This is a genomic window from Pulveribacter suum (assembly GCF_003013695.1).
Lineage (GTDB): Bacteria > Pseudomonadota > Gammaproteobacteria > Burkholderiales > Burkholderiaceae_C > Melaminivora > Melaminivora suum.
Genome location: NZ_CP027792.1, coordinates 1,215,097 through 1,232,420 on the forward strand (window position 1 = coordinate 1,215,097; position 17,324 = coordinate 1,232,420).

Below are 17,324 nucleotides of genomic sequence, written 5' to 3' on the forward strand. Positions count from 1 at the left end.
ACAGGGGCCTAGTAGCGGCTCTGGCTCAGCTCGGCAAACAGCTCGCCATAGATGCGGTGGCGCTGTGCGCTGATGGCCGCCTGGCGCGGATCGCCCACATGGGCCATGACGGCGCAGCCCGGCTCGTGCAGGTGGGTGCAGTTGTAGAAGCGGCATTCGCCCGCGTACACGGCAATGTCGGGCATGCAGCGCGCCAGGTCGGTAGGCGCCAGGTGGCGCAGGCCGAATTCCTGAAAGCCCGGTGAGTCGATCAGCGCCGTGTGGCGTCCCTCGTCGATCCAGTACAGCTGGGTGCTGGTGGTGGTATGCCGGCCGGAGTTCAGCGCCTGCGAGATCTCGCCCGTCTGCGCCGAGGCGCCGGGCACCAGCAGGTTGACCAAGGTGCTCTTGCCCGCGCCCGAGGGGCCCAGCACCAGCGTGGTCTTGCCCTCCAGCAGCGCCAGCAGCGCCTCGCGGTCCACTTCGGCCGACTGCGACAGCGACAGCGGCAGCACCCGGTAGTGGTGCGCCCCCTCGCCCTCGCCGCCCATGTGCCGGTAGGGCCACAGCCGTTCCCAGGCGCGGGCGAAGGGCTCGACCAGGTCGCTCTTGTTCAGCGCGATGAGTGCGGTAATGCCGGCCGCCTCGCAGGCGATCAGGGCGCGCGTGAGCTGGCTCTCCGAGAACACCGGCTCGGCGGCGACCAGCACCAGCACCTGGTCCAGGTTGGCGGCAAACGATTTGGTGCGCACCTCGTCCTGGCGATAAAACAGGTTGCGCCGCGGCAAGACCTTCTCGATCGTGCCTTCCTCGCCCTGGCCGGGCGCCGGCGCGCGCCACAGCACGCGGTCGCCCACGACGGCCTGCGACTTCTTGCCGCGCGGGTGGCAGATGCGGCGCTGGCCGCCTTCGCTTTCCACCACGCAGTGGCGGCCGTGGCTGGACACCACCAGGCCTTCGCGCTCGCTCATGCGGCCTGCAGGAGCAGCAGCGCGTCGATGCGCGTGGCGCACTCGACGTCGGTGGCCGAGATGCCGCCCACGTCGTGCGTGTTCAGGCGCACCGTGCAGCGGCCGTAGTGCACCGACAGGTCGGGGTGGTGGTCCTGCACGTGGGCGATGAAGGCCACGGCGTTCACGAAGGCCATGGTCTCGTGGTAGTTGGCGAAGGTGAAGGACTTTTCGATGGCGACATCGGCGCCGTCGCCGGCCAGGCGCCAGCCGGGCAGCAGGCCCAGTTGGGCGACGACCTCGGTGGGGCTGAGCGCGCGGCGGCTCTCGCGCGACCAGTCTTTCTTCGGGAGCATGGAGGAGGGCGTGGTCGTGGTCATGGCGTGGCACCTTGCAGGGGAGCGGCCGGCAGGCGCGCCAGGCGCTCCGCGGCCGGGGGGTGGGAGTAATAGAACCGGGCATAGGCCGGGTCGGGCGTCAGCGTGGAGGCATTGTCCTCGTAGAGCTTGAGCAGGGCCGAGGCCAGCTGAGCGCCGTCGGCCTGGGCGGCAGCATAGGCGTCGGCCTGGAACTCGTGCTTGCGCGACAGCTGGGCCATCAACGGCGTCAGGAACACGGTGAACACCGGCGCTGCCAGCAGGAACAGCAGCAGCGCCAGCGCGTCGTTGGGCGCCGAGCCGTCCAGCGACAGGTTGGGCACCACACCCAGGCCGGTGTAGAACCAGCCGCGCGTGGACAGCCAGCCCAGCAGCGCAAAGCCAGCCAAGGTCAGCGCGAACATGCCCGCCAGGCGCCGCGCGATGTGCCGGTGGTGGAAGTGCCCCAGCTCGTGCGCCAGCACGGCCTCGACCTCGTCGCCCGACAGTTGCTTGAGCAGCGTGTCGTAGAACACCACGCGCTTGGCCGCGCCGAAACCGGTGAAATACGCGTTGGCATGCGCGCTGCGGCGGCTGCCGTCCATCACGAACAGGCCGCGGGCGGTGAAGCCGCAGCGCTGCATCAGCGCCGTGACGCGCGTGCGCAGCGCCTCGTCTGCCAGCGGCTGGAACTTGTTGAACAGCGGCGCGATGAAGAGGGGATAGACCACCATCAGCAGCAGGTTGAAGCCCATCCACGCGGCCCAGGCCCACAGCCACCACAGCGGGCCGGCAGCGTGCATCAGCCACAGCACCAGCGCTGCCAGCGGCAGGCCGATGAGGGCGCCCACCAGCGTGGACTTGGCCAGGTCGGCCAGCCACAGGCGCGGCGTCATCTGGTTGAAGCCGAAGCGCTGCTCCAGCACGAAGGTCTGGTACAGCTGCGCCGGCAGATCCAGCAGGCCGCTGATGAGGGCAAAGCAGCCCAGCAGGGCCAGCTGCTGCAGCATGCCGCCGCCCAGCCAGGCCAGCAGCGCCTGGTTCAGCGCGTCCAGCCCACCCAGCAGCGTCCAGCCCAGCAGCAGTGCCAAGCCGAAGGCCAGCTGCAGCAGGCCCAGGCGCGTGCGGGCCAGGGTGTAGTCGGCCGCCTTCTGGTGCGCGGCCAGGGCGATGCGCTGGGCAAACGGCGCGGGCACGGCGCCGCGGTGCTGCGCCACGTGGCGCGCCTGCCGCGAGGCCAGCCAGAATTTCAGCAGCAGCCCGGCCACCAGGGTAGCGGCGAAGGCATAGGTCAGCAGGAGCGAGGGCGAGAGGAGCGAAGGCATGGGGCGTGAAGTTTAGGGCTTGGCATCGCGCCCTGGCGGGCCGCGGCGATCGGCGAAAATCGCTCCGATGACCGACACCGCCCCCACTGCCGCCCCCGCGCTGGCCAAATCCGACATGAACCTGGTCTGGCTGGACTGTGAAATGTCCGGCCTGGACCCCGAAAAAGAACGCCTGCTGGAGATCGCCGTGGTCGTCACCGGCCCCGACCTCAGCCCGCGCATCGAGGGCCCGGTCCTCGTCATCCACCAGGGCGACGAGTTGCTGGGCGCCATGGACGCCTGGAACAAGGGTACGCACGGCAGAAGCGGCCTGATCGAGAAGGTGCGCGCCTCCACCGTCACCGAGGCACAGGCAGAGGTCGAGCTGCTGGCCTTCCTCAAACGCTACGTGCCCAAGGGCAAGGCGCTGATGTGCGGCAACAGCATTGGCCAGGACCGGCGCTTTCTGGTGAAGTACATGCCCAAGCTGGAGGCCTTCTTTCACTACCGCAACCTGGACGTGAGCACGCTCAAGGAGCTGGCCCGGCGCTGGAAGCCCGAGGCCTACACAAGCTTCAAGAAAGCGCAGAAACATACGGCGCTGGCCGATGTCCACGAATCAATTGACGAGTTGCAGCACTACAAAACGAAATTTTTCACACCTGGCAGCGTTGAATAATCGGGCCGCCGCCGCGCCCCCCTTGGCGCACAGGCGCATTCATTCTTTGGAGACTTCAAGCCATGTCCTTCCCGTTCAAATCCTCCGCCCTCGCTGCGGCTGCGCTGGTGTGCGCCACCGGTGCCTTTGCCCAGGAGCAGGTCGTCAAGATCGGCCATAGCGGCCCGTTGTCCGGCCCCAATACGTTTGCCGGCCGCGACAACGACAACGGCGTGCGCCTGGCCGTCGAGGAGCTGAATGCCCGCAAGATCAACGTGGGCGGCAAGACGCTCAAGTTCGAGGTGGTCTCGGAAGACGACCAGTGCGATGCCAAGGCGGGCGTGGCCGTGGCGCAGAAGTTCGTGGACACCGGAGTGCGCTACGTCATGGGCCCCTACTGCTCGGGCGTGACCATCCCCGCCTCGCGCGTGTACGACGGTGGCGGCACCATGGTCTCCACCGTGGGCACCAACCCCAAGATCACCGAGGCCGGCTACAAGAACCTGTTTCGCATCGTCGCCAGCGACGTGCAGGCGGGTGCCAACATGGCCGCCTACGCCGCCAAGGATCTGAAGGCCAAGAAGGTCGCCGTGATCGACGACCGCACGGCCTTCGGCCAGGGCCTGGCCGACGAGTTCGCCAAGGAGGCGCAAAAGCTCGGCCTGACCGTGGTGGGCCGTGAGTTCACGACCGACAAGGCCACCGACTTCATGGCCATCCTCACCAACATCAAGGCCAAGCAGCCGGAAGCCATCTTCTACGGCGGCTACGCCCCGCAGGCCGCGCCCATGGCGCGCCAGATCAAGCAGTTGGGCATCCATGCCAAGCTGCTGGGCGGCGACACCCTGTGCAGCCCGGAGATGCCCAAGCTGGGCGGAGACGCCGTGGACGGCGTGGTGTACTGCGCCTACGCCGGCATGCTGATGGACAGCGACGCCGGTGCCAAGGGCTTCCAGGAAAAGTTCAAGAAGCGCTACAACCAGGCTCCCGATGTGTATGGCCCGTTCTACTACGACCAGGTCATGAACATCGGCCAGGCCATGGAAAAGTCCGGCTCCATCGATCCTGCCAAGGTGGGTGCCTACATGCACCAGAACACCTACAAGGGCGTGATGGGTGACTATGCCTACGACGCCAAGGGCAACCGCGTGAAGGCGCCCGTAGTGGTCATGACCTTTGAGGGCGGCAAGGCCAAGCCGCTGGCCAGCTACTGAGCCTGATGACCTTGCACGGTTTGCGGGAAAACCCGAACCGTGCAATAATCGCGCATTGCACTGCTCCAAGCGCAGTGCAATTTTTTTGCGCATCTCCCTTCATTCTCCGGGCCCTTGCACTGAACGCTTTCGCAGCGACGTGCAGCATGAATTGCCCGCCCAGGCCGTCCGCTACGGCCCTGGTCTCGTTTGATGGTTGATGTTTTGTAACCATTGACGAGGCCCCCGTTTGGGTAGCGCCAGCGGCGCTCGTTGCCGGAGAAAATTCATGACTGATCGTTTGCAAGAGCAGGGCCAAGCCGCGCCTGCCGATACCACCGTGCTGCAGGAGGGCGCTGCTGCGCCCGTCGCCACCGAAACCACGGAAACCCTGGAAACCACCGAGGCCTCCCAGCCCGACGGTTTCACCCTCCTGGGCCTGGCGCCCGAGCTGGTGCAGGCGGTGCGTGACCTGGGCTACACCCAGCCCACGGCCGTGCAGGACAAGGCCATCCCGCTGGCCATGGGCGCAGGCGGCGAAGCCGGCCGCTTCATCGACCTGATGGTCTCCAGCCAGACGGGCAGCGGCAAGACCGCGGCCTTTTTGCTGCCCGTGCTGCACACGCTGATCCAGCAGCAGGCCGAGGCCGATGAGGCTGCCCGCACAGAGCACGAGCGTGCCGCCGCAGAGGCAGCCGCCCGCGGCGAGGCGCCCCCGAAGCGTCCCAAGCGCAAGAACCCGCTGCAGGCGCGCAGCTTCAAGGCCGCCACGCCTGGCGCCCTCGTGCTGTGCCCCACGCGCGAACTGGCCCAGCAGGTGGCGCATGACGCCATCGAGCTGGTCAAGCACTGCAAGGGCCTGCGCATCGCCAACGTCGTGGGCGGCATGCCCTACCAGGTGCAGATCGCCCGCCTGCAGAACGCCAACCTGGTCGTGGCCACGCCCGGCCGCCTGCTGGACCTGCAGCGCTCGCAGCAGATCAAGCTGGACCAGGTGCAGTTCCTGGTCGTGGACGAAGCCGACCGCATGCTGGATCTGGGTTTTGCCGATGACCTGGCCGAAATCAACGAACTGACGGCCGCGCGCCAGCAAACCATGATGTTCAGCGCCACCTTCGCGCCGCGCATCCAGCAGCTGGCCATGCGCGTGATGCACGACGGCGGTGCCAGCGTGCAGCGGGTGCAGATCGATACGCCGCATGAAAAGCACGCCAACATCAAGCAGACGCTGTTCTGGGCCGACAACGCCCAGCACAAGAGGAAGCTGCTGGACCACTGGCTGCGCGACACCACCATCGACCAGGCCATTGTCTTCGCCAGCACGCAGATCGAATGCGACGGCTTGGCCAACGACCTGCAGCAAGAAGGCTTTTCTGCCGTCGCGCTGCACGGCGCCCTGAGCCAGGGCCTGCGCAACCGCCGCCTGATGGCGCTGCGCAACGGCCAGGTGCAGATCCTGGTGGCTACTGACGTGGCGGCGCGCGGCATCGACGTGCCCACCATCACCCACGTCTTCAATTTCGGCCTGCCCATGAAGGCCGAGGACTACACGCACCGCATTGGCCGCACCGGCCGTGCCGGCCGCGACGGGCTGGCCGTGACGTTTGCCGAGATCCGCGACCGCCGCAAGATCTTCGACATCGAAGGCTACAGCCGCCAGCCGTTCACCGCCGAGGTGATCGCCGGGCTGGAGCCTACGCAGCGCTTCCCGCAGACGGGCGGACGCGGCGGTGACTTCGGCGGCAACGGCCGCGGCGGGCGCGAGGGCGGCCGTGGCCGTGGCGAGCGTTTTGGCCGTGGCGGCGAGCAGCAGCAGCGTGGCAGCGGCTTTGGCGGCGCGCGCTTCAACGACCGCGCCGACAACCGCTTTGGTGACCGTGCCGACAACCGCTTTGGCGACCGCGCCGACAACCGCTTTGGCGCGCCGCGCCAGGAGTTCGATGCCCGCGCTCCGCGCGGCCCGGCCCGCGGCGGTGAAGGCTTTGCCGGCGGCCCCGCCGGTGCCGGCCGCAGCGGCTACGGCCACGCACCGCGCCGTGACGCCGAAGGCTACGGCCGCCATGGCGGCTTTAGCGAAGGCCGTGAGCGCAGCGGCGGCGCTGCTGGTGGCCGCGGCGACTTCGGTCGTGGCGGCGACTTCGCCGCCCGCCCGGCCAAGCCGGCTTTCAGCAAGCCGCAAGGCGCCGGCCGTCCGTACGCCCCGCGTGCCGACGCACCGCGCCGCACGGAGCGTTCCGGCCGCTGACCGGTTGCCCCAGCGCCCCGGGCGCTGATCGCACAAAAGCCAGCCTGCAGCAACCTGCAGGCTGGCTTTTTTCATGCCTGCGGCCACCCGGATAATGGCGCCCTTCCCGGGAGGTTGTGCATGTCATCCGCTTTGTCTTCGCAGGCCGATTTCGAACACATGTTCGAGCTGGCCCCCGTCTCGCTGTGGCTGGAAGACTACAGCGGCGTGCGTGCGCTGTTTGCCCGCTGGCGCGGCGAAGGCGTGACCGACCTGGCTGCGCACCTGCGCCAGCATCCCGGGCGGGTGGCCGAGTACGGCGCCGCCATCCGGGTGCTGAAGGTGAACCAGCGCACGCTGCAGCTGCTGGCCGCGCCCGACGAGGCGGCGCTGGTGGCCTCGCTGGGCCGGGTCTTCAGCGGCGACATGCACGAGCACGCCATTGCCGAGATCGAGCAGCTGTGGAGCGGCGCGCTGGAGTTTTCCAACCAGACGGTGAACTACGCATTGGACGGGCGGCGGCTGGACGTGCGCATCCGCGGCCGCATCCTGCCCGGCCACGAGGACACCTGGAGCCGCGTGCTGGTCTCGATGGAGGACAACACCGAGGAGCTGCGCGCGCGTGGGCAGCTGCAGCGCAGCGAGCAGTACGCACGCGGGCTGTTCGAGCACTCGCCCGTGTCGCTGTGGGTGGAGGATTTCAGCCAGGTCAAGCGCCTGCTGGACGACGTGCGTGCCCGCGGCATCGATGACTTCAGGACCTTCCTCAAGGTGCACCCGGATTTCGTCGAGCAATGCATGCGCGAGATCCGTGTGGCCGACGTGAACCGGCTCACGCTGCGCCTGTTCGGTGCGTCCGACAAGGGCGAGCTGCTGGCTGCCACCCACCGCATGTTCCGTGGGGAAATGCGCGAGTCCTTCACCGATCAGCTGCTGGACCTGTGGGACGGCAAGCTCGAGCAGCAGCGCGAGGTGGTCAACTACAACCTGGCCGGCGAGCCGCTGCACATCCACATGCAGTTCGCCGTGCTGCACGAGCGCCGCCACGACTGGGGCATGGTGCTGCTGTCGCTGGTGGACATCACGGCGCGCAAGAAGGCCGAGGCCTATCTGGAATACCTGGGCAAGCACGACGTGCTGACGGGCCTGCGCAACCGGGCCTACTACGTCGAGGAGCTCGGGCGCCTGGCGCGCAAGGGGCCCTGGCCCGTCGGCGTGCTGGCCATCGACGTGAACGGCCTGAAGGCGCTCAACGACGAGCAGGGCCATGCCGCGGGCGACGCCATGCTGCGCCGCGCCGGCGAGGTGCTGTCCAAGGCCGTGGACGCGCCGGCCTGCGCCGCGCGCATCGGCGGCGACGAGTTCTCCATCCTGCTGCCCGGCGGCGACGAGCGCGCCGTGCAGGCCATGGCCGAGCGACTGCTGACGCTGCAGGAGCTGAACAACCAGTTCTACCCGGGCCAGGCGCTCAGCCTGTCGGTGGGCGCGGCGCTGGCGCAGCAGGGCGAGTCGCTGGAGGCCGCCATGCACCTGGCCGACCAGGCCATGTATGCGCAAAAGGCGCAGTACTACGCGGCCGGGCAAAGCCTGGACCGGCGCGGGCGGGGCGGCTGAATCAGTCCTGCGCCGTGCGGCCGATCTCCGGCCAGCGGTGGTGCAGATAGACCCACGAGACCAGGCCCACGCACATCATCAGCAGCGAGGCCAGCGCCAGCATCTGCGTGGACTGCATGACCAGCGGCGCCACCACGCCGGCCACCAGGCCATTGGCGGTGGAGCCCACGAAGGCCTGCAGCGACGAGGCCATGCCGCGGCGGTGGGGGTACAGGTCCAGCACCAGCAGGGTGACCACCGGCACCATCAGGGCCCAGCCGAAGGAGAAAACGGCAATCGGCACCATGGCCCAGGCGGCGTGCGGCGGCAGCACCAGATTCAGCCCCAGGTTCAGCAGCGCCATGGCCAGCATGATGACGAAGCCGTGGCGAATCTGGCGCTTCGGGGCGATGCGCCCGGCCAGGCGCCCGCTGGCCCAGGCCCCGCCCATGATGCCGGCGATGTTGAGCATGAAGAACCAGTAGAACTCGGTGGGCGCCAGCTGCAGGTGCTCGCCCAGGAAGGCCGGCGCCGACAGCACGTACAGGAACATGCCGTTGAACGGCACGCCACTGGCCAGCGCCAGCAGCACGAAGCGCGGGCTGGTGCCCAGTTCGAGATAGCCGCGCAGCAGGTGGCCCATGTGCAGCGGCTGGCGCTGCGCTGGCGGCAGCGACTCGGGCAGCAGCCGCCAGTTGGCCACCCACAGGACGATGCCCACGCCGGTGAGGAACCAGAACACGCTGTGCCAGTTCAGGTGCGCCGACAGCCAGCCGCCCACCATGGGGGCGATGGCCGGCGCCACGCCGAAGAAGATGGTCACCTGGCTCATTACCTGCTGGGCCTGGGCGGGCGGATAGATGTCGCGGATGACGGCGCGCGAGACGACGATGCCCGCGCCCGCCGACAGCCCCTGCAGCGCGCGAAAGAAGATCAGCTGGCCGATGCTTTGCGCCATGGCGCAGCCGGCCGAGGCAATGGTGAAGATGGCCAGCCCCCACAGCACCACCGGCCGGCGGCCGAAGCCGTCGGACAGCGAGCCGTGGAACAGCGTCATGAAGGCAAAGCCGAACAGGTAGGCCGACAGTGTCTGCTGCATCTCCACCGGCGTGGCCTGCAGCGAGCGCGCGATGGCGCCGAAGGCGGGCAGGTAGGTGTCGATGGAAAACGGCCCCACCATGCCCAGCAGCGCCAGCAGGACGGCAAGGGCCCAGCGGGGGCCGCGCCAGAGGTTGGAGGCGTCAGGATGCATGGTGGGGCGGCAGGGGCAAGGTGCAGGGCGCACGCGCGGCGCCGGGCCGGAAATTATCGGCCAAGCCCCGCCCGCGCGTGCTGCAGGCAGGCTCTTTAGCTACTTATTTAATAGCTGCTACCGCTTGCCCAGTAAGGGCTGGAGGCCAAAAAGGCTTGAAACCGCCAGAGGATCAGTGCTGCTTGCCGTGGCCATGGCCGTGGGCCGGGGCAGTGCCCAGGGCGCGCACCGGCGCCTGCACCTGCACCGTCTGGCGCTGGCCGCCTGCGGCCTCGAACACCAGCGTCAGCGGCACGTCGGCGCCGGCCGCCACGGGCTGCTTCAGGTCCATCAGCATGATGTGGTAGCCGCCGGGCTTGAGCTCCACCGGTGCGCCCGCGGGCACGTCCAGGCCCGGCATCTGGCGCATCTTCATCACGTCGCCCTCCAGCTTCATTTCGTGGATTTCCGCGACACCGGCCACCGGGCTGCTGGCTTCGACCAGGCGTGCGTCTTTCTCGGCCGTCAGGCGCATGAAGGCGCCGGTGGCCTTTTGCTGTGGCACGGCGGCGCGCACCCAGGCGTCGTGCACGGTGACCTGTGCGTGGGCCTGGGCGGCGAGCAGGGCGGCGCCTGCCAGGGCGAAGGAGGGGAGAAGTCGGAAGGCTTGCATGGGAGGGGATTATGGGCACTGAACCCCCGCCAGACGGGCCGGCCTGGCGCGACGGCGGGTTGAGGCAGCGCAAGCCGGCGCTGTAGGAATGTGTGTCATGATACGCAAATACAAATGAATCTCATTTGTCTTCGTGCATGCCGTCATGGCGCGCACGCTTTGCTGCCACCCCGCCCAGCCCCACGCAAGCCCCTGCATGCCAGCGTCCAGCCACCGCGGTTTTTCCCGGAAAAACGCCCATGCAAGCCCAACCCCTTACCGTCACCCGCCGGCGTGCCCGGCTGCACCCGTTGGCCGCCGCTGCCCTGTGCTGCCTGGCTGGCGCCGCCCGCGCCGAGGCCGGCGCCGCGCTGCCCGCCGTCACCGTCACGGCCACGCTGACCGAGCAGGATGCGCGCACCGCACCGGCCAGCGTCACCGTCATCACCGCCCAGGAGCTGGCCGAGCGCAATGCCTCGGACCTGCTGGACGCCGTGCGCGGCGCGCCGGGCGTCACCCTGAGCGCGCGCCAGGTCGGCGGGCGCAAGACGCTGGCGCTGCGCGGCCTGGAGGGCAAGCACACGCTGACGCTGATCGACGGGCGGCGCATCAGCGCCAGCGACGACGTGATCGGCCACTCCGACTACCAGTACGGCTGGCTGCCGATCTCGGCCATCGAGCGCGTGGAGATCATCCGCGGGCCGATGTCGGCGCTGTACGGCTCCGAGGCGCTGGGCGGGGTGATGAACATCATCACCAAGAGACCCAAGGACCGCTGGATCGGCTCGGTCGGCGCCAACGGCGCCTTCCCCGTGGGCAGCGACGGCGCGCGCGAGGGGGGCACCTCGGTCTTTGCCGCCGGGCCGCTGACCGAGCGCCTGCGCCTGTCAGTGAACGCCGAATATGCGCACCGCGACGCCGTGCCCAACCCTCAGGACCTGCGCACCAGCGAGATCGAGGGCCGCAAGCCGCGCAGCCTGGGGCTCGCCGCCGAGTTCGACCTGGCGCCAGGCCACCGGCTGGAGGCCGGCGTGACCGACGGCCAGGAGCGGCGCTTCTACGACGACGTCAGCGGCACCAAGCCCTACGCCAACCGCTACGACCTGGACCGTCGCCAGACGCACATCGGCTGGAAGGGCGAGGTGAAGGGCTGGAAGACGCAGCTGCGCGCCTACCGCAGCGAATTCAGCGTGCGCAACAGCCGCACCAACGGCGTGGCGCCCACGCGCGCCCAGGACATGACGGACGGCGTGGTGGACGGCTTTGCCAGCACCCGCTTCGGTGGCCACCAGGTGACGTTGGGCGGCGAGTGGCGCGATGAGGAACTGGTCAACGCCGGCCTGACCACCGGCAGCGACAGCGTGAAGCACAAGGCGCTGTTCGTGCAAGACGAATTTGCCTTGGGCGCCAACCTGCTGGCCACGCTGGGCCTGCGCGCCGACCACCACGGCCTTTTTGGCACCGAGCTGAGCCCGCGCGCCTACCTGGTCTGGGAGGCCAGCCCGCAGCTGGTGGTCAAGGGCGGCTACGGCCACGCCTTCAAGGCGCCCACGCTCAAGCAGATCTCGCCCAACTACGTCGGCGCCGAGGGGCCGCACACCTTCAGGGGCAACGCGGGCATCCAGCCCGAGACGTCCAACTCCTTCGAGCTGGGCGCCGACTGGCAGGTGAGCGATGCCTGGTCGCTGCGCGCCACCGCCTTCCACACCGAGGTCAGGCAGCTCATCACCTACCGGCTGATCGAACAGGTGGGCACGCGCCGCAGCTACCTCTACGACAACGTGGATGCGGCGCGCATCCAGGGCCTGGAGGCGGGCGCCACCTGGGCCATCACCCCGCGGCTGCGCTGGAGCGTGGACGCCACCTTGCTGCGCACACGCGACAAGACCACGGGCGAGCGCCTGTCCGACCGGCCGGGCACCAGCGTTGCCTCGCGCCTGGCCTGGCGCGTGGCGCAGTGGGATGCGCAGCTGGGCCTGGAGCACACCGGCAGCCAGACCAGCAGCGGCACGCGGCTGCCGGCCTACACGCTCTGGAACGCCAGCGTCGGCCGCGCCTGGGACGTGGGCAACGGCCAACGCCTGAACCTGCGCGCCGGCCTGGAGAACCTGGGCGACCTGCGCCTGGCCGAGCGCTCGCCCGCCTTCGGCTATGCCGAGCAGGGGCGGCGCGCCTTCGTGTCCGCCCGGCTGGACTTCTGACTATGAAAACCATAGCTGCTCGCGCTTGTCTGTAAAGGGCTGGAGGCCAATTTGACTACAAACCACAAGCTGCGCTGGCGGCTGCTGTGTGCGGCGCTGCTGTTGCTGCTGCTGGCGGGCACGGCGCGGGCCGCGTCGGTGCTGTTCATCGCCACCGGCAACGTGCCCCAGGGCAAGTTCCACCAGCTGGCCGAGATCGCGCGCCCGCACGGCATCAGCGTCGAGGTGCGCTACCTGAACAGCCTGCCCGCCGACGTGGACGCCGGCCTGTGGCAGGGCCGGGACGCCGTGTTCTTCGACAGCTACCTGCAGGACCAGGTGCGCGATCGCCTGGCGCGCGCCCTGCCGGCACTGGCCGCGCCCCACGCCTGGCTGTACGACGAGCGACCCGCCTGGGGCGGCGGGCTCCCCGAGCCCGTGGCGCGCCGGCTCATCAACTACTACGCCAGCGGCGGGCGGCAGAACTACGAGGGCTTCTTCGCCACACTGGCGACGCAGCTGGCCGGCGGCAACGCCCTGGCAGCAGCGCCCGATCCGGTGGTCTTCCCCAAGACGGGCGTGTACCACCCGCGCCTGCCCGGCCTGGTCACGGCCGACGCGCTGGCCTACCTGCGCGGGCAGGGCGCGCCGCCGGGCGCGCCCGGGCGCAAGCCGGTGGTCGCCCTTGCGCTGCACCAGCAGTACATCGGCTCCATGCAGACGGCCTTCATCGACGACCTGGCTGCGCGCATCGAGGCCGGCGGCGCCGTGGCCCTGCCGTTCTACACGCCCATGATGAGCGACGGCGGCTTTGCCCAGGTGCTGCAGCCCGCTGGGCCCGGCACGCCGGTGCTGGCCGATGTGCTGATCAACACGCAGATCATGCTGAACGCCGAGGAGCGGCGCGAGGAGTTCCAGCGGCTGGGCATCCCCGTCATCCAGGCCATGACCTACCGCCGCGGCGACGCGGCCGACTGGGCGGCCAGCCCGCAGGGCATGCCGGTGATGGACGTGCCGTTCTACCTGGCGCAGGCCGAATATGCCGGCGTGACCGACATCCAGGTGGCGTCTGCCGTGCGCAAGGGCGATGAGCAGATCGTGCCGATTGCGCCCCAGGCCGCCGCCGTGGCGGCCAAGGCGCTGAACCTGGCGCGGCTGCAGCGCACGCCCAACCCCGACAAGCGCGTGGCCGTCATGTTCTGGAACTACCCCGCCGGCGAAAAGAACCTGTCGGCGTCCTTCCTGAACGTGCCGCGCAGCCTGCAAAGCACCCTGTCGGCCCTGAGCGCCGCCGGCTACCGCACTGAAGTGCCGGACGAGACGCACCTCATCGCCCTGCTGCAGCGCCTGCTGGCCCCCGCCTACCGCGGCGGCGAGCTGCAGCCGCTGGTGCGCGATGGTTTGGCCGCGCTGCTGCCGGTGGCCGACTACCGTGCCTGGATCATCAGCCTGCCGCAGGCCACGCAGGACGCGCTGCGCACTGCTTGGGGCGAGCCGGAGCAATCGCCCTGGGTCATCCGCCAGAACGGCCGGGCCTATTTCGTCATCCCGCGCCTGCAGCTGGGTCAGGTCACCCTGCTGCCCCAGCCGGGGCGCAGCGGCAGGGCGCCGGGCAGCAGCGATGCGCGAGCCAGGGAAAAGGAAATCTATCACTCCACCACCGAGCTGCCGCCGCACCACTACCTGGCCGCCTACCTGTGGACGCGCCAGGGCAACGACGCGCTGGTGCACTTCGGCACGCACGGCACGCAGGAATGGCTGCCGGGCAAGGAGCGCGGCCTGTCCGTGCACGACGCGCCGCTGCTGGCCCTGGGCGACATTCCCGTGGCCTACCCCTACATCGCCGACAACATTGGCGAGGCCACCCAGGCCAAGCGGCGCGGGCGCGCAACAATAGTCAGCCACCAGACCCCGCCGTTCACCCCCGGCGGCCTGCACGACGCGCTGACGCAGATGCACGATCTGCTGCACCAGTGGCAGGCGCAGGACGACGGCGCCGTGCGCGAGCGCATGACCATCGACCTGCTGGCCCTGGCGAAAAAGGAGCGCGTGCTGGCCGACATGGGCTGGACCGAGGCGCGGGCCCGGCAGGACTTCGCCGCCTTCGTGGCGGAACTGCACAACCACCTGCACGAGTTGGCGCAAACCGCCCAGCCCCAGGGCCTGCATACCCTGGGCCGCCCGCCCGAGGAGCTGCACCGCCTGGGCACCGTGCTGCTCATGCTGGGCAAGGGCTTCTGGGAGGCCGCCGCGCAGCACGCGGGCGTGGCCGCGGGCGACCTGGACGAGGCCCTGGTCGGCCCCTGGGACCGGCTGGCGCAGACCGCGCCCTACCAGCTGCTGCAGCGCCACGTGGTCGCCGCCGAACCGTTGGACGGCCTGCCCGAGGCGCTGCAACAAGCGCTGCAGCGCGCACGCCAGGCCTACGGCAACCTGGGCGCGCAGGACGAGCTGCGCGGCCTGCTGACCGTGCTGGACGGGCGCTACCTGCCCACCTCCTATGGCGGCGACCCCATCAAGAATCCCGACGCCTACCCCACGGGCCGCAACCTCTACGGCTTCGACCCCTCGCGCGTGCCTACCCGGCAGGCCTGGGAGGCAGGCAAGCAGGCGGCCGAGAACCTGCTGGCCGAGCACCGCCGACTGCGCGGCAGGCAGCCGGCCAAGCTCACTTTCAGCCTGTGGTCGGTGGAGACCATGCGCCACTTCGGCATGCTCGAAGCCCAGGCCCTGTGGCTGCTGGGCGTGGAGCCGGTGTGGGACGCCGGTGGGCGCGTCACCGGCGTGCGCCTGGTGCCGCGCGACGAGCTGGGCCGTGCCCGCGTGGACGTGGTGCTGTCGGCCACGGGCCTGTACCGCGACCATTTCCCCAACGTCATGAAGCAGCTGGCCCAGGCCGTGCTGCTGGCCGCGGGGGCCGAAGGCGAGGGTGACAACCCCGTCGCCGTCAACGCCCGGCGCATCGCCCGCAAGCTCGTGGCGCAGGGTGTGGACGCCCAGGCCGCCGAGCTGGCCGGCGCCACGCGCATCTTTGCCTCCGAAAGCGGGCGCTACGGCACCGGCCTGGACGACGCGACCCTGGCTACCGACACCTGGAAGGGCAAGGAGGAAGGCGACCGCAAGCTGGCGCAGCTGTACCTGTCCAAGATGCAGTTCGCCTACGGCCCCGACGAGGCGCAGTGGGGCCAGGCCGGCGCCGGCAGCGGCGCGGGCAAGGGCGTGAACCTGTACGCCGAGCACCTGAGTGGCACCGAGGGCGCCGTGCTGTCGCGCAGCTCCAACCTGTACGGCATGCTGACCACCGACGACCCCTTCCAGTACCTGGGCGGCATCGCCCTGGCCGTGCGCCACCTGGACGGCAAGGCGCCCGAGCTGTACATCAGCAACCTGCGCGGCGCCGGCAGTGGGCGCGTCGAGGGTGCCGCGCAGTTCCTGGCCAAGGAGCTGGCCACGCGCCAGTTCCACCCCGGCTACATCCAGGGCCTGATGAAGGAGGGCTACGCCGGCACGCTGCAGGTGCTGGACGCCACCAACAACTTCTGGGGCTGGACGGCGACGGCGCGGGAAATCGTGCGCGACGACCAGTGGCAGGAGATGGTGGACGTCTATGTGCGCGACAAGCACCAGCTGGGCCTGAGGAAATGGTTCGAGGCGAACAACCCGCATGCCCTGGCACAGACCATGGAGCGCATGCTGGAGGCCGCCCGCCAGGGCTACTGGCAGGCCGACGCCACCACCGTGCGCGAGTTGAAAAGCCGCTGGCGCGACCTGGCGCAGCGCTTTGACGTGCGCAGTGACAACGCGCGCTTTGCCGCCTTCGTGGGCCAGGGCGCGGCCGATGCATCCGCAGCCGGCTACGGCCTGCAGGCGCCCCAGGCCGCGGCCGCGGCCCCGCAGCCGGCGCAGCCGGCCGCCGTCGCTGCCGCTGCCGCTGCCGAATCCGCGCCCCCGCCGCCGGCCCCGCCCGTGGTCACCGGCATGCGCCTGGCCAGGGTCGAACCCACCGCACCGCCGCCCTTCAACCCTGCCTCGGCCCTGTTCGGCCTGGCCCTGGCGGGCATCGGCGGCATGGGCGCCTGGCAGCAGCGCCGCCGCAGCCTTTTTCAATCCCTCCACTCCACCGCAAGACCATGACCGTCAATCCCATTGAATCGGCGATGTATTCCGCCAGCCAGCTGTTCCTCACGCCCGTGCTGCTGCTGATCGCCCTGCTGTTCGTCCACGCCTTCTACGCGCTGGGCGCCTTCCTGTGGCAGGCCTGGCAGCGCCATGCGGGCAGGGCCGGCGGCTTCGAGCTGGCGGCGGCGCGGGCGCGCAACCCACAACTGTCCCTGACCGAGCTGGAGGCGCTGGCCGCCAGGCGCATGGAGTTCGCCCGCATCGCCACGCGCATCGCGCCCATGCTGGGCCTGGTGGCCACCATGATCCCCATGGGCCCGGCGCTGATGGCGCTGTCCGACGGACAGATGCAGGACGTCTCGCGCAACCTCACGGTGGCCTTCTCGGCGGTGATCCTGGCGCTGCTGGCCGCGTCCATCAGCTACGTGGTGGTGAACGTGCGCCGGCGCTGGTACGCCGTGGACCTGGCGATGCTGGAGGGCGTGCAATGAGCCGCCTGCGCCTGATGGAAGACCTGGAAGGGGACGACCCCATCCTCTCCGTCGTGAACCTCATCGACGTGTTCCTGGTCGTCATCGCCGCGCTGCTGCTGGCCGTGGCGGGCAGCGCGGTGAACCCGTTTTCCAGCGAATCGGTCACCATCATCAAGAACCCGGGCAAGGACAACATGGAGATCGTCGTCAAGGACGGCCACACGATCGATCGCTACAAGGCCAGCGGGGAAATCGGCGAAGGGCAGGGCGCCAAGGCGGGCGTGGCCTATCGGCTCAAGGACGGCTCCATGGTGTACGTGCCCGAGGCGGGGCAGCAGCCGTGAGCTGACAAACGGCCTTGCCGTGGCAAATAATTGGTTCTGAATAAAAAGTCGAATCTTTTATATAAAAT

Annotated in this window: 13 protein-coding genes; 8 read left to right on the forward strand and 5 right to left on the reverse strand. The window is 69.5% G+C overall.

From position 1 onward, the window contains the following. Nucleotides 1-8 precede the first annotated feature (8 nt). The 3 genes from rsgA to C7H73_RS05535 are packed head-to-tail and all read right to left on the reverse strand — an operon-like array spanning nt 9 to nt 2,610. Complete coding sequence (gene rsgA, locus C7H73_RS05525) at nt 9-950, reverse strand: ribosome small subunit-dependent GTPase A (protein WP_106845732.1); 942 nt, start codon at nt 948-950, stop codon at nt 9-11. Then, a complete protein-coding gene (locus C7H73_RS05530) occupies nt 947-1,309 on the reverse strand; it encodes a 4a-hydroxytetrahydrobiopterin dehydratase (protein WP_106845733.1) in 363 nt (120 codons plus the stop codon). The genes rsgA and C7H73_RS05530 overlap by 4 nt, the downstream gene beginning before the upstream one ends. Continuing rightward, nucleotides 1,306-2,610 carry a M48 family metallopeptidase gene (locus C7H73_RS05535; RefSeq protein ID WP_106845734.1) on the reverse strand — a complete coding sequence of 435 codons (1,305 nt, stop codon included), beginning with the start codon at nt 2,608-2,610 and terminating at the stop codon, nt 1,306-1,308. The genes C7H73_RS05530 and C7H73_RS05535 overlap by 4 nt, the downstream gene beginning before the upstream one ends. A 67-nt stretch (nt 2,611-2,677) precedes the next feature. On the opposite strand from C7H73_RS05535, the gene orn reads away from it, so the two are divergent. From orn to C7H73_RS05555, 4 genes are all read left to right on the forward strand, one after another. Beyond that, nucleotides 2,678-3,268 (forward strand): oligoribonuclease, encoded by a 591-nt coding sequence (gene orn, locus C7H73_RS05540; protein ID WP_106845735.1) that lies wholly within the window; start codon nt 2,678-2,680, stop codon nt 3,266-3,268. A gap of 62 nt (nt 3,269-3,330) precedes the next feature. After that, complete coding sequence (locus C7H73_RS05545) at nt 3,331-4,461, forward strand: branched-chain amino acid ABC transporter substrate-binding protein (protein ID WP_106845736.1); 1,131 nt, start codon at nt 3,331-3,333, stop codon at nt 4,459-4,461. Nucleotides 4,462-4,729: 268 nt separating this feature from the next. Then, nucleotides 4,730-6,685 carry a DEAD/DEAH box helicase gene (locus C7H73_RS05550; protein ID WP_106845737.1) on the forward strand — a complete coding sequence of 652 codons (1,956 nt, stop codon included), beginning with the start codon at nt 4,730-4,732 and terminating at the stop codon, nt 6,683-6,685. 120 nt (nt 6,686-6,805) lie between these two features. Further along, on the forward strand, nt 6,806-8,278 hold the full coding sequence (locus C7H73_RS05555; RefSeq protein WP_106845738.1) for a sensor domain-containing diguanylate cyclase: 1,473 nt from the start codon (nt 6,806-6,808) through the stop codon (nt 8,276-8,278). Between the two features lies 1 nt (nt 8,279). On the opposite strand, the gene C7H73_RS05560 is transcribed toward C7H73_RS05555, so the two are convergent. Next, complete coding sequence (locus tag C7H73_RS05560; protein ID WP_106845739.1) at nt 8,280-9,509, reverse strand: multidrug effflux MFS transporter; 1,230 nt, start codon at nt 9,507-9,509, stop codon at nt 8,280-8,282. A gap of 172 nt (nt 9,510-9,681) precedes the next feature. Continuing rightward, a complete protein-coding gene (locus tag C7H73_RS05565) occupies nt 9,682-10,161 on the reverse strand; it encodes a copper chaperone PCu(A)C (RefSeq protein ID WP_106845740.1) in 480 nt (159 codons plus the stop codon). Between the two features lie 239 nt (nt 10,162-10,400). On the opposite strand from C7H73_RS05565, the gene C7H73_RS05570 reads away from it, so the two are divergent. Genes C7H73_RS05570 through C7H73_RS05585 form a run of 4 tightly spaced genes read left to right on the forward strand, consistent with a single transcriptional unit; the run spans nt 10,401 to nt 17,256 of the window. Then, nucleotides 10,401-12,341: a TonB-dependent receptor plug domain-containing protein gene (locus tag C7H73_RS05570; protein ID WP_106845741.1), complete on the forward strand. Its 1,941-nt coding sequence runs from the start codon at nt 10,401-10,403 to the stop codon at nt 12,339-12,341. Between the two features lie 51 nt (nt 12,342-12,392). Continuing rightward, nucleotides 12,393-16,454, forward strand: a complete 4,062-nt coding sequence (cobN, locus tag C7H73_RS05575; protein WP_106845742.1) for a cobaltochelatase subunit CobN — start codon at nt 12,393-12,395, stop codon at nt 16,452-16,454. Then, the gene (locus tag C7H73_RS05580) at nt 16,451-16,930 is read left to right on the forward strand and encodes a MotA/TolQ/ExbB proton channel family protein (protein WP_106845743.1); all 480 of its coding nucleotides are present in this window, start codon (nt 16,451-16,453) and stop codon (nt 16,928-16,930) included. Before cobN ends, C7H73_RS05580 begins: the two co-directional genes overlap by 4 nt. Beyond that, nucleotides 16,927-17,256, forward strand: a complete 330-nt coding sequence (locus C7H73_RS05585) for a DUF2149 domain-containing protein (protein WP_106845744.1) — start codon at nt 16,927-16,929, stop codon at nt 17,254-17,256. The genes C7H73_RS05580 and C7H73_RS05585 overlap by 4 nt, the downstream gene beginning before the upstream one ends. Nucleotides 17,257-17,324: the final 68 nt, after the last annotated feature.

Excerpts from the sequence above, each read along its gene's own strand:
- rsgA (WP_106845732.1), bottom strand. The coding sequence starts at position 950 with ATGAGCGAGCGCGAAGGCCTGGTGGTGTCCAGCCACGGCCGCCACTGC.
- C7H73_RS05530 (WP_106845733.1), bottom strand. The coding sequence starts at position 1,309 with ATGACCACGACCACGCCCTCCTCCATGCTCCCGAAGAAAGACTGGTCG.
- C7H73_RS05535 (WP_106845734.1), bottom strand. The coding sequence starts at position 2,610 with ATGCCTTCGCTCCTCTCGCCCTCGCTCCTGCTGACCTATGCCTTCGCC.
- orn (WP_106845735.1), top strand. The coding sequence starts at position 2,678 with ATGACCGACACCGCCCCCACTGCCGCCCCCGCGCTGGCCAAATCCGAC.
- C7H73_RS05545 (WP_106845736.1), top strand. The coding sequence starts at position 3,331 with ATGTCCTTCCCGTTCAAATCCTCCGCCCTCGCTGCGGCTGCGCTGGTG.
- C7H73_RS05550 (WP_106845737.1), top strand. The coding sequence starts at position 4,730 with ATGACTGATCGTTTGCAAGAGCAGGGCCAAGCCGCGCCTGCCGATACC.
- C7H73_RS05555 (WP_106845738.1), top strand. The coding sequence starts at position 6,806 with ATGTCATCCGCTTTGTCTTCGCAGGCCGATTTCGAACACATGTTCGAG.
- C7H73_RS05560 (WP_106845739.1), bottom strand. The coding sequence starts at position 9,509 with ATGCATCCTGACGCCTCCAACCTCTGGCGCGGCCCCCGCTGGGCCCTT.
- C7H73_RS05565 (WP_106845740.1), bottom strand. The coding sequence starts at position 10,161 with ATGCAAGCCTTCCGACTTCTCCCCTCCTTCGCCCTGGCAGGCGCCGCC.
- C7H73_RS05570 (WP_106845741.1), top strand. The coding sequence starts at position 10,401 with ATGCAAGCCCAACCCCTTACCGTCACCCGCCGGCGTGCCCGGCTGCAC.
- C7H73_RS05580 (WP_106845743.1), top strand. The coding sequence starts at position 16,451 with ATGACCGTCAATCCCATTGAATCGGCGATGTATTCCGCCAGCCAGCTG.
- C7H73_RS05585 (WP_106845744.1), top strand. The coding sequence starts at position 16,927 with ATGAGCCGCCTGCGCCTGATGGAAGACCTGGAAGGGGACGACCCCATC.